This is a genomic window from Sorangium sp. So ce375, assembly GCF_051473855.1.
In the GTDB taxonomy this organism is placed as follows: Bacteria; Myxococcota_A; Polyangia; order Polyangiales; family Polyangiaceae; genus Sorangium.
Genome location: NZ_CP150335.1, coordinates 10,153,865 through 10,166,068 on the forward strand (window position 1 = coordinate 10,153,865; position 12,204 = coordinate 10,166,068).

General features: G+C 67.3%; 8 protein-coding genes. 4 read left to right on the plus strand and 4 right to left on the minus strand.

The window, feature by feature from the left end; genetic code table 11:
* Positions 1-116: 116 nt before the first annotated feature.
* Positions 117-1,691 carry a D-alanyl-D-alanine carboxypeptidase/D-alanyl-D-alanine endopeptidase gene (gene dacB / locus WME90_RS37930; protein WP_437276958.1) on the plus strand — a complete coding sequence of 525 codons (1,575 nt, stop codon included), beginning with the start codon at positions 117-119 and terminating at the stop codon, positions 1,689-1,691.
* A 166-nt stretch (positions 1,692-1,857) separates the two neighbouring features.
* Here dacB and WME90_RS37935 read toward each other — a convergent pair whose 3' ends face one another.
* The 4 genes from WME90_RS37935 to WME90_RS37950 form a co-directional block, all read right to left on the minus strand.
* A complete protein-coding gene (locus WME90_RS37935; protein WP_437276959.1) occupies positions 1,858-3,726 on the minus strand; it encodes a sigma-70 family RNA polymerase sigma factor in 1,869 nt (622 codons plus the stop codon).
* A 1,038-nt stretch (positions 3,727-4,764) separates the two neighbouring features.
* Positions 4,765-5,124 (minus strand): 50S ribosomal protein L20, encoded by a 360-nt coding sequence (gene rplT, locus WME90_RS37940; RefSeq protein WP_272102843.1) that lies wholly within the window; start codon positions 5,122-5,124, stop codon positions 4,765-4,767.
* A 26-nt stretch (positions 5,125-5,150) separates the two neighbouring features.
* Positions 5,151-5,348, minus strand: coding sequence for a 50S ribosomal protein L35 (gene rpmI / locus WME90_RS37945; protein WP_012239854.1), 198 nt, complete (start codon positions 5,346-5,348; stop codon positions 5,151-5,153).
* Between the two features lie 183 nt (positions 5,349-5,531).
* Positions 5,532-9,341 carry a DUF3857 domain-containing protein gene (locus tag WME90_RS37950; protein WP_437276960.1) on the minus strand — a complete coding sequence of 1,270 codons (3,810 nt, stop codon included), beginning with the start codon at positions 9,339-9,341 and terminating at the stop codon, positions 5,532-5,534.
* A 751-nt stretch (positions 9,342-10,092) separates the two neighbouring features.
* On the opposite strand from WME90_RS37950, the gene WME90_RS37955 reads away from it, so the two are divergent.
* From WME90_RS37955 to WME90_RS37965, 3 genes are all read left to right on the plus strand, one after another.
* On the plus strand, positions 10,093-10,575 hold the full coding sequence (locus WME90_RS37955; protein WP_437276961.1) for a roadblock/LC7 domain-containing protein: 483 nt from the start codon (positions 10,093-10,095) through the stop codon (positions 10,573-10,575).
* A gap of 11 nt (positions 10,576-10,586) precedes the next feature.
* Positions 10,587-11,177, plus strand: coding sequence for a GTP-binding protein (locus tag WME90_RS37960; RefSeq protein WP_012239857.1), 591 nt, complete (start codon positions 10,587-10,589; stop codon positions 11,175-11,177).
* A 389-nt stretch (positions 11,178-11,566) separates the two neighbouring features.
* Positions 11,567-12,178, plus strand: a complete 612-nt coding sequence (locus tag WME90_RS37965) for a hypothetical protein (RefSeq protein ID WP_437276962.1) — start codon at positions 11,567-11,569, stop codon at positions 12,176-12,178.
* Positions 12,179-12,204 lie beyond the last annotated feature (26 nt).

The window sequence follows — 12,204 nt, forward strand, 5'->3', positions numbered from 1 at the left end:
TTGCGAGGACAACCCCGAGCGCACACGCGCGCACCAATGAGCGCCGCCGGGCTGCGCCGAGCGGTCGACCGGAGGAGGCGTCCGCGGTGGAGGCGTTGTACAGCCGGAGAGATCGCATGCCTCGACATCCCCGCCGTACCGCCTCCGTGGTCGCGCTCCTGCTCTCGTTGATCCTCGCCCGCCCCAGCGGCTCGCAGCCGCTCGACGGCGACGCGGGTCTCGGCGACCGCTCTCCCCGCACAGCGAAGCCGACACAAGAAAACCCCGTCGCCCCGAGCGCACCCCGGCCGCCCCTCGCGTCGCGCGGGCCTCAAAAAATCGACCCTGACCGCGCTCGAGCGCACCTCGAGAAGCTCGCCACCGACGTGCGCCACTTGGGAGGACGGGTCGGCGTGCTCGCCCTCGACGTCGCCAGCGGCGCGACGCTTGCCGCCTTCGATCCACGCGGCCTGTACAACCCTGCGTCCAACGCGAAGCTCTTCACGGCGGCCGCCGCGCTGCGCCTGCTCGGCCCGAGCTACCGCTACCTGACCGGCCTCTACGGGGAAGCGTCGAACGGAGCCGTCGCCGAGCTCGTGCTCCGAGGTTCGGGCGATCCCTCGCTCAGGACGCGTGATCTTTGGGAGATGGCGCGCGCTCTGCAAGCGGCTGGCGTCCGGAAGGTCGCGGGGATCGCGATCGACCAGGGCTACTTTGACGCGCGCTATGTGCCTCCTGCCTTCGATCAGCAACCGGAGGAGTGGGCGGCCTTCCGCGCCCCGGTCGCGGCAGCCTCGCTGAACGCGAACAGCTTGCTCTTCACGGTGCGTCCTTCGAAGGCAGGGCAGGCTGCCTCCGTCGCGATCGATCCCCCAGGCTTCACGGTGCTCGAGGGCGCGGTGACCACCGCGAGGCGCGGCACCCCCGAGAAGCTCGGGGTCCGGCTCGTGCCGAACGGCGGGCGCCTCGTCGCGCACCTCAGTGGGCACATCCCAGAGGGCGGCCGCGCGGTGAGCCTGGCGAGACGCGTCGATGACCCCCGCCTGGTCGTGGCGTATGCGCTGAAGGAGATGCTGCGGGAAGTAGGCGTCGACGTCACTGGCGACGTTCGGCTCGGCGGCGAGCGCCAGAAGCGGCTCCTCGTGGCCCACCGATCGGAACCTCTCGGCGAGCTCCTGTCCGCCCTCGGGAAGGACAGCGACAACTTCTACGCGGAGACGATCTTCAAGACGCTCGCCGCAGAGAAGCGTGGGCGCCCCGGCACAGCGGAGGGTGCGGCGGAGGTGGTCGGCGAGGCCCTCAGGGAGCTCGACGCCTTCGGGGAAGACGTCGTCTTGAAGAACGGCTCCGGCTTGTTCGACGCCGCTCGTGTATCGCCAGAGGCCATCGTCCGGCTGCTCCGCGCCGCTCTTCTCGATCCGGCGCTCGGCTCAGATTTCGTCGCGCAGCTCGCGATCGGCGGTGTGGATGGGACCTTGCGCGGCCGCTTCCGCGGGTGGTCGAAGGAGCGCGCCATCCGCGCCAAGACGGGAACGCTCGCCTCGGTCGCGGCCCTCTCCGGCTACATCCTCCCGCCCCCTGGTCGTTCCCCGATCGCCTTCGCCGTGCTCGCCTCCGACGTCCCGGGGAAGATCGATCCCGCACGAAGGGCCATCGACGACTTCGTCGAGTCGCTCGCCGACGAGCTCTGGAAGGATGCACGCACGCCGTGAGAGCGCGGGCAGCCTCGTCTCGACGCGCGGTGGCCGCGCTGAGCTCCGGAGCCCGTTCACCTTCTGCACGCGCGCCTCGTAGGGGCCAGTTCGGGTGGCTAACGTGGCGCGGCCGCGCAGCATGACGCTGCGCGGCCGCATCATCGACTCGTGCTGAGCTCGTCGCTCAGTAGTCGCGCATCTGCTTGCGGATTTTCCCGAGCGCCTGCTCCTGGAGCTGACGGATGCGCTCGCGCGACAGGTTGTACTTGTCGCCGATCTCCTTGAGCGTGAGCTCGTCCTCGTCGTCGAGACCGAAGCGCCAGCGGATGATCCGCGACTCGATCGGCGTGAGCGTGGTCAAGAGCCGCCGGACTTCGTCGCTCCACTTCCTGTTCGCCAGGTGATCGAACGGCGACAGCGCGTTCTCCTCCTGCAGGAAGTCGATGAACTTGCGCCCATCCTCGTCGCCGACCGGACGATCGAGCGAGAACGGCGTCTCCGCGTAGAAGTCCTTCACCTTGTCGAGCTTCTCGCGCGGAACCCCCGTCTCCTTTTCGAGCTCCTCGATGGTCGGCTCATGCCCCGTGCGCGCGATGATCGCCTGCGTCGCTCGCGCTACGCGGTTGTACGTATCGAGCATGTGGACCGGGATGCGGACCGCGCGGCCCTTGTCGGCCAAGGCGCGGCTGATCGCATGCCTGATCCACCACGACGCGTAGGTCGAGAAGCGGTAGCCACGGCTGTGGTCGAAGCGCTCTACCGCCTTCATCAGACCGATGTTGCCTTCCTGGATCAGGTCGATGAGCGGCAGGCGCCCACGGTTGTAGCGCCTCGCGATCGACACGACGAGCCGCAGGTTGGCCTTCACGAAGCGGTTCTTCGCGTCGTGCTGCGCCTGGAAGGATCGCTCGACCCGATCGAGGTAACGGCGGTAGGAGCCAGACATCGGGAGCCTCGGCCGCGTGGGACGGGTCTCCTCGGGATCGCTCACGTCGTCCTCGAAGTCGGGCTCGCGCACGAGATCGCGCGCGATGGTGAACGCACGCGCCATCCAGAGGCGATCCGAGTCGGGCAGACGGACAGCGGCCGCGAGCTCCTCGGAGAGCTGGGTCCACGGCTTCTCCTGCTCGGCCAGCAGCTTCCCCTTCTGCTTCTTCGCGAGGCGAACGAGCTTCTGCAGCTCCGCGATCTGCGGAGCCTTCACCTCGTCCTCACCTGCCTTGGCGACATCCTCCTCGAGCGCGGTGAGGATGTACTCGGCCGCAGGCAGGTACGAGAGAAGCGCCACCCAGTGCTCCACTTCCGTGCGCTCGACCGCCCGTGCGGTGTCGAGCTCCTCGTCCGGCCCCATGACAGGGTGGAGCGCCATGTCGCGGAAGTAGCGGGCGAGCATCGAGTCGCCGCCCCCGTCTTCGACGTCCTTCAGCTCCCGATCCTGGTTCCTCGCGCGTTCGGGCTGAGGCAGCCGATCGAGCGGTCCGAGGTCCAGATCGATGAAGTCAGGCGCCCGCTCCTCATCAAGGATCTCGGCCGGGCGGGGCCGCACAACGGTCTCCTCCGTCTGGTCGTCATCCAGAAGGCTGAGCGCTGCGATTTCCGGCGTGGCTGTCCCACCCTGAGCGAGCGGCTCGCCCTTCACTACAGTGGCGTTGCTCTTGGTCGACCTCATGGCGGCTCCCTCCACGGTGGTAGCTCCTTGAAAGTGCGAGCGCGGCGACTGGTTGTCCCCGAATTCTTCGACCTCGAAGACCTCCGAATCGGTGGTCTGCGATGCCCCCCGCCGGGGAGCCGATGCGGTCTCGGCCCCCTGCGAGCTCTTGGATGCCGCGAGCCGCGCAGAGGCACCTACAGCAGAGGACTTGGCGTTTCTCCGCGCAGTTTCTGGACGGCGGGCGGTCGACGTGCTCATCTTGGTCTTTGTGTCGGCGTTCACTTCTAAACGGCTGACCTTGCGAGATTGAAATGTCTCGCCACCTTTGGACGGCAGGCGAGACGATTTCGTGCCAGACAGAGGGGAGGAGCTGACCGAAGGAGCCCCTGTTGAAACTGGCAACCGCTGGTGCTTTCTTTTGATTCCGGTCGAACTCTTCCCGCCTGAGGCAGGTCTGCTCTTGCAGAATGATGCTCCTGAGCCAGTCCCCGGTAGCAGCCCAGCTCCAGAAGCAAAAACAGTGCCTTTTTTAGCGTGCGTTCCCGCTTCTCCCGTTTGAGAGCTCGGCCTGGGTGCGCTATGTAGAGCGGAAGACGCTGTCCGGGTCCTGTCCAGCGAGACGTTTCGCTTCGACCGAGCCGAACTGCATGGCTGGGTGCGCTTTCGGGAACGCAACAACATCGGCAACCTGTCCTCCTTGGGGACACCTCGAGCTCACCAGCCTCCTCCACGGGATGGGTCCGCCCTCGCAGCACAGAGAATGGGAAATTGCTGTCTTTTCCAGCGTGTAGAAGGCCCGAGCCTGACCGCTGAGGCCGTTCTCTCAGTGAGCTTCGATGTTTCCTGAACCTGGGCCTCCCGATGGCAATGTCGAGCCCTCACCCGACGGACGAAGGCGGAGAAGGTTATTTTTCGCGACAGACCGCCTGGAAAGCTGACATTTCCAAGAATCTGTTCAGGAACATCGGAATTTTTGCTTACAGGGCTGCCCGTTGTGAGGCTCCCCGAAAACGTCCGGTTCGTCAGGCCTGAGCAGGCGATGCGGAGCCCTACAAGAGACAACGCGCGGTCGGTCAGCTGCCGGCTGACCAGGCTGGGTCAGGTTTTACCCTGACAGCAGGATCACAGGGTGCCATCAGTGATGCGTAGCAAGTGCGCACAGAATGCACGCTGCTCATTTGATCAGTGCCTAATCGCCTCACACTGCCGGTGCTGACAAACGTCAGCGGCGGCCTCAGCACGTGCTCGCTCGAAGGATGCGTTCGAACTCTACGTTCGTGACGCAACTGCAGGGGACGCTCGGCTGCTGGGGTGAGTCAAACGTGCGAGATACTACAACAATCTGACGAGTGAGATGAACGGGTCGAGGCGGCATTGGCCCAGTTCGACCGTCCGCACGGACGGGGCCGAATCGGTGGGCTCAAAACCGCCCCGGAGCCGTCACTTCGCGGCCGAAGGCGAGGCAAGCTTCGCCACGGCACCGAACGACGCAGGATCGTGGATCGCGATCTCCGAGAGGATCTTCCGATCGAGGGCGATGCCTGCCTTCTTGAGCCCGCTGACGAGGCGAGAGTAGGTCGTGCCGTTGAGGCGCGCGGCAGCGTTGATCCTGGTGATCCAGAGGCGACGGAAATCCCGCTTCTTGAGCTTACGGCTGATGTAGCCGTACTCCCAGGCGTGGCGGAGCACCTCGACCGCCTGGCGGAAGCGGTTCTTTCGGCCGAGGAAATAGCCCTCGGTCTGGTTGAGGACACGGTTACGGCGGCGGCGGGCCTTGAAGCCTCTTTTTACACGCGGCATCGGTGATTTACCTCACTGATCCAGGGTCAGCCGTAGGGAAGAAGCAGCTTGACCCGCTTCTCCATCGCCGAGTCGACCATGTCGTTCTTGCGGAGACGACGCAGACGCTTCTTGCTCTTCTCCTGCATGCAGTGGTTGAGCCCGCCCTTGCTGCGGCGAATGCGGCCGGAGCCGGTCACCTTGAACCGCTTGGCCGCGGCGCGGTTGGTCTTCATCTTCGGCATGATGCCCTCGATCCGAGTGCCTATCGCTCCCGGCGGCCACCGCTCCGAACCACCGGAGGGGCTGTTCTGCGCCGCAGGGATGCGTAGAGGGGGCGCTTTATGGCGACCCAGCGGAAGGTTGTCAAGTGCCCAGGCAGCGGCTAGGGGGACGGTCGCGAAGCTTGCGCGGGGTCAAGCCCTCGCTCACTTCCCGAACACCACCCGCTGACCGAAGGCGCGGTCCGCCGTCTCGCAGAACGTCCGGAAGGCCATGTACTCGGATGGCTTGATCCGGGACTTCGAGAGAGAGATCTGGCTGCGGACGACGATCTTCCCCGCGGACGGCTCCACCGAGAGGGAGAACTTGCCGAAGGGGGTATCCACGTCCTGGGGCATCGGCGCCCTGGTGACGCGCCACCCGGCGGGGATCCGGATGGTCCATTCATCTCGGCGCGTGGTGAGCGCGGGGATGATCACGTCGCGGGTGCGCGCCGAGAGAGCGGCGAACTCGGTCGCGAGGCGCTGCGTGGGGACAGCCGGGATCGACAGGCTGTCGCCCTCCCTCCGAGCGAGCGCGACAGCTTTTCCGCGAGCCCTCAGCTTCGCCGGCTGCTCGATGTCCTCGAGGTCGTTCACTTCGACCCCCGCTTTTCCGGGGGCCAGCTCGACCGCTCCGAAATCCGTGGCGAGGTCCCGAGCCGCCCGGTCACGTCGCGTCCCCTCCGCCATGTAGCGGGTCCGCCACTCCGGAGCAGACGCGCCGGACACCTGGATGTCGACCCCGAGCTGAGCTGAGCCGTCGGCGCTGACCGCGATGTCGACGGTCCGGTGCACGACCGAGGCGTCCGGAGCAGGCTCTGGGAGGCGAACGAGCTTCGGCTTGCCCTCGTTGATCTGAAGCGCGACCGCCCCGCGATCCATGATCGGGAGCTCGGTCGAGCCCGAGTGCTCTGCCGTCCCGTCGAGGTAGAGGTCGAGCGACGGCACATACGCGATCGCATGGTCGAACGGCGCAAGGCTCGCGGGCTCCGGCTCGATGTCACCTCGCATGCGGGTGCGCACGAGCACGATCGTCGCTGGGATGCCGATCTCGCGGAGCATCGTGACGATCAGCGTCGCCTTGTCCTTGCAGTCGCCCCAGCCACGAGCGAGCGTCTGGGCGCACCTCCTCGGGCGAATCCCATCGATGCCGAACTCGAGCGCCACGTAGCGCGTCTCGGTCGCGTACTTGTAGATCGCGCGGACCTTGCTCCGATCGTCGGCGAGGTTCTTCGTGATCTCGCGCACCCGCTTCCGCACCTCATCGTCCACATCGAACTGCTCCCGCGCGAGGCCCCAGTACCAGGAGCCGAGCTCGTCCCAGCTCTTGAAAGTCGAGACGTGAACGTGCGCGAGGATCTCGGACCACGCGGGCATCGCCGGCTCGGGCGCCACCGGCGGGACCGATGCGGCGGAGAAGCGGAAGATGCGCCGCTCGGCGTCCTCCTTGGTCTCGCGCACGAGGCCAGGCAGGTCGGACGCGAAGATGTGGAACTGCCTCGTCTTGGGGGTGATCAGCACGTACTCGCTGCTGGCGATCGGCTCATCCCCCTGCAAGTACTCGATCTCGCCGAAGTGATCGGCGATCTCGTTGCGAGGGCTGACGTCATCGATGCGGTAGCGCAGCTCGACGACGTCGCCTGCGTTGAGCCGCGGGAAGCTGACGTAGAACGTGCGCGAAGACGTGTACATCGCGAGCGCCGGGTTGTTCGCACCGGCTTCCCCGCTCTCGATCGCCCCATCGACCTTGCCGTCTGCTCTGTAGACCTTCGCTGCCCGCAGGCTCACGGTCTGACGATCGGCCTGGTACTCGAACGCGTACTGCCGGGCGCTCGCCGCTGCCTCGTCCGTCAACGGCTGGAAGACGACCTGCCGGAACCGGCTGGCCAGGCCGTTCGGGAAGACGGTGGTGACCGTCAGGTTGCGGAGCGTGCGCTTGGGATACTGCCGGTCGGCGCTGCCCCGCATCGGAAGGAAGCGGTCGGGCGCCCAGGCGTAAGCCTCGTCGGCGCGAGGCTTCGGCGGCTCGATGTGCTCGAGGTACTCGCGCACATCCTTCGCCTGCGGGCTGATCGCCAGGATCTGCTGCAGCATCTCCAGCTGCGCTTCTCGGTTGCCCTCCTCGCCGTAGAGATCCGAGAGCGCGCGCAGCGTTCCGATGTCTTCCGGCGCCATGGCGAGCGCGCGCTGATGGGCGGCGAGGGCGCGGTCGCCCTGCCCCAGAGCGCGGTACGTGCGCGCCGCGACGGAGCGGGCCCAGACAGAGTCAGGCTCGCTGCGGAGGAAGCGCTCGATCCAGCGCTCGGCGCCGGCGGGATCGCGCCGCGCCACCGCGAGGTCGACCTGCTGGTGAAGGAAGCTCGAGTCGTCGAAGCGCAGGGCCGCGTAGCGCGCCTCCATCTCGGCGGCCTCCGTGTCGCGCCCGAGCGCGCGGAGCTGCGCCGCCGAGGCGCGGAGGAGCGAGACGCTGCTCGGCTGGCGCGAGAGCGCCCGCTCCAGCGTGGCGAACGCGGTGCGCTTCAGCCCCGCCTCGACGTAGAGGTCGACGAGCCCGAGGACGGCTGTGACATGATTTGGATCGGACGCCAGGATGCGCTCGTAGATCGGAGCCGCCTCCCGCCAGTTCGGGCTCGTCTGCGCGAGCCGAGCCTGCGAGAGCAGGACGTCGACGTCCTCGCGACCGCCCGCGAGCGCAGCGGCGCGGTCGATCCACGCGCGCTGCTGGTTTCTATCCTCCGAGAGCTGGCCCGCGAGCAGGTAGCGACGCACGCTCGGCTCGGCCTCGGCGGAGCGCCGCGCGAGATCGCGCGCCCTGTGCTCGCCCTCGGCGTCGCCGCCGGTGAGCATGAGGTATCGCGCGAACGCCTCCAGCACGGCAGGCGAGGGCCGGTCGGCGCTCGCCGCGCGCTCGAACGCCTGCATCGGCCCCTCGAGGGCAGGCGCACGCGCGGCGAGCCTCGCGGCTGATGTCGGCCCTTCGGCCTGCGCCCGCGCCTCGCCCGCGCGCCTCGCGCCGGCGGCTTCCCCCTGAGGCGCCGCGACCTGCGTTCCGATGTCGGACGTCACATCGAGATCGAGATCCGGAGCCCCCTTCTCGTTGCCGATGCGCAGCGCGAACTTGGGCGCCGACGCGCCTCCGCAGACCTTGATCGTCAGGCGGTTGTAGCCGGGCTTCAGCGATACCAGCGCGGCGAACCGATCGATGTCGAGCTCGCGGTACCCCGGATCGGCCAGGACCTTCGCGCCGTTCCAGAACAGCTTGAACGCGCCGTCTGCCCCGACCCAGATCGAGATCGGGCGCGGGGCGCGCGTCCCGGCCTTCGCGCGGACGAACGTGGTCGCGTAGCCGCAGACGCCCTCGACCGGGCGAATGAAGTCGCCGAAATCGAACCACCCGTACTGCGGCGCCTCGGGCGGCACGCGCCAGCGGACCGCACGCGCCTTGCCGTCGTACGTCCTGCCCGCAACGATCGGCTGCTCGAGATCTTCCTCGGGCCCGAACGCACGCTCGAAGCCACCCTTGTTCTCGTTGTCGAACGGGCCGATCGTCGCCCACCGGCCGATGAACCCGAGCTTTTGGATCTTCGCGACCGCTCCGTCGAGATCACCTCGACGCCTGCGCGCGTACGCCGAGAGCAGCTCCGCATAAGCCTGGGTGGGCGCGCTGGTCGCGCCGCCCTCCGCGATCGACGCGATCGCCTCCTCGACCTGCGTCGGATCGGCGCGGTCCCACGTGCGCCAGAGCTCACGTAGCGCGCCGTAGACCTCGGGACCTCTCGCCGCGCGGACTGCCGCGTGGGCCGAGAGCACCTCGGGGTGAACCGCGCCGAGCTCGGCGCGCGCATCCGCGCTGAGCGACGTGGCGCACGCCAAGGCCACCGCCCCCACGGTGAGCGCGGAGAGGGAGCGCCCCCTCGTCGTCCACGGGTTGAGCTCGATCTCACGGGGCTCGGCCCGGCTGAGCACGTCACGCATCCGAGGCGCTATCCCGTGGCCGAAGCCATCGGTCAAGCACAAGCCACGGACGCAGAAGCGCCGCCTCGGCCCAGGTCAAGGGGGTGCTGCCCACAAAGCGGCGAGGGCACGCCGGCAGAACGTCGTCCCGGGCCGCATCCATCGGGCCGCAGCCTCCCTGAGCTCGCTGCGCCGCACGCGCTGATCCCACGACTTTTGCCGATCTTCTGCCCGGTACAGAGCGACGACGCGCAGAGCGCCCCACAAGCAGCGCGCCCGGAGGAGGCGCAGCGCCGCCCGAGCGCGTTCAGAGAAAACAACAATGATTTTATATACTTACAAAACAATCCTTCCGGGCGGCCGGGGTGGACGGGCGCCTGGGATAGGACCGGAACCGAGGGTCCCTGGGAGGCCGGGAGAGCGGGCCCCGTCGACGTCCGGCGAGGCTCGGCGGGGTTCGGCCATGCGATCCTCCAACTTCCAGAAAGGGCCGCCTTGCTCCGCCGCACCTGCTTCGGATAGAAACGTCCCAAGATGTACGGGTGCACGGTCGAGGAGCAGCCGCACTGCGCGCTGCGAGCCGGCCATGCAAGTCCCGAAGGCAGCGAGCGTGACGCCGCGAACGTGGTACCGGTGGTAAGGCAAGCCCGCACAACGGGAAGCCAGTTGGACGACGATGGTCGGGGACCGCACGTGCGGCGCCCGGTGATGACAAGGGCGACAGAGCCCGCAATGCCCAGGGCCCCATCGCGAGAGCGCTGGCGGAGGAACGATGGTCAACCCTCAGATGGTGATGTACGAGGAGGAATTCAATCAGATCCAGAGCGTGGTGGATCGCCTCGTCAAGGACGCCAATGCGAAGGTCGTCTTCATCGTTGACAAGAACGGGCAACTGATCGCCGCGAGCGGAGAGGTCGACAACCTCGACACCACGTCGCTCGCCTCGCTGACGGCGGGGAACATCGCCGCCACGGGCGGGATGGCGAAGCTCCTCAAGGAGAACGAGTTCGCCACTCAGTTCCACGAGGGTGAGAAGGCGAACATCCACATCCAGCTGGTCGGGAACCGCGTCATCCTCGTGGTGATCTTCGACTCAAAGTCGAGCCTCGGGTTGGTGAGGCTCCGGGTGCGAAAGGCGAGCGAGGAGCTCAACCACATCTTCGAAGCGTTGCTCAAGAAGGTGCAGGAGCCGGGCGCAGACTCGCCGTTCGCCGAGATCACCGACGAGGACATCGACAACCTCTTCAACGACTAGGAGCGCGGTCGATGAGCTTCATCAATTACATGGCGCGCGAGATCAACTGCAAGATCGTCTATTACGGGCCGGGTCTCTGCGGCAAGACGACGAACCTGCAGTACATCTATGAGCGCACCAACCCGGACGCGAAGGGGAAGATGATCTCCCTCGCGACGGAGACCGACCGGACACTCTTCTTCGACTTCCTCCCGCTCGCGCTGGGCGAGATCCGCGGCTTCAAGACGCGGTTCCACCTGTACACGGTGCCGGGGCAGGTCTTCTACGACGCGAGCCGCAAGCTCATCCTGAAGGGCGTCGACGGCGTGGTCTTCGTGGCGGACTCACAGCTCGGCCGCATCGAGGCGAACCAGGAGTCGGTGGAGAACCTCCGCACGAACCTGGCCGAGCAGGGATACTCGCTCGACAAGATCCCGTACGTCATCCAGTACAACAAGCGGGATCTGCCGGAGATCGGCACCGTCGAGGAGCTCCGATCGCTGCTCAACCCAACGAATGTCCCTGACTTCGAGGGGGTTGCGCGGACCGGCGTCGGGGTGTTCGACACGCTCAAGGCGGTCGCCAAGCTGGTGCTGACCGAGCTGAAGAAGGGCGGCCCCTAGGTTTCAAGGGCCGGCCCCCAGAGATCGGATCGAAGAACGACTCGGCGAGCGAGGTCGTAGACCACGCTCGCACGCAGTGCAGCGATCAGGCCCGCTGGTAGATGCGGTTCCGCCGGTTGCGGTTCTTCGCCTTCAGCTTGGACCGGTAGCGCTTCGACTTGGAGCGCGTGGTCTTCCGAGGACCTTTCGACAGCATGAGGAACATGAACAGGCTCCGTTGAGGCGCCCGGCGCGGAGGCGTCGTGCCGCCGCCGCCGGAGCGAAGGGGCGGCAACGTACGGCATCAGAGGACAAAGTTCAACCGGAGAGCACCTCGACCAGGTGACCGGCAGGCCCCGCAGCGGTCAGGGAGACGGGCCTGGCACCGGGGCGGAGCTTTTCTGCTATCGGTGTTCTACGACGTGCGGTTCAGGACCCTCCTCTGCCTAGCCGCCGCCTCGGCGACCGCGTGCGGCGCGAGCATCAACGCGGTCTACGAGGGGGACGTACGCTTCGAGCACTGCATGGCGCTCGACTCGCTGGCCGACGTCAAGCCGACCCTTCGGCGGGCATGCTGGGACGAGTGGCTTCAGTTCTGTACGTTCGGCCAGACGCGCGACCGCGTGGAGTACGCCGCGTTGCGTGCCAGGCAGCTCAGCCATGCCAGCGATTTCGATGAAGGCGAGTGGACTCCACCGAGCAGCCGAGCGCCCGCCGTGCCGGAGCCGACGAGCGCGCTCGCTCCGCCGCCCAGACTCCTAGCCGCCGACGTGGCCGCGCCGGCGGAAGCGAAAGCGGCCGATGCCGACCCGAACGCGCCTGGCGGCACGTCTGGCAACGCCGCGTCGCCAGGAGCTGCGCCCTCGGCGTCGAACGCCACGCAGGACGCCGCACCGCCGGGCGCGGAGTGCAGCGCGTCGTGCGAGACGGGCTGGAAGGAATGCCGGGACGACTGCAAATCCGCCGCCTGCGAAAAAGGATGCTCTGGCAAGTACGCGCGGTGCATGCGTCGCTGCTTCTGACCGGCGTCGTCGGCTCTCCGCGAAGA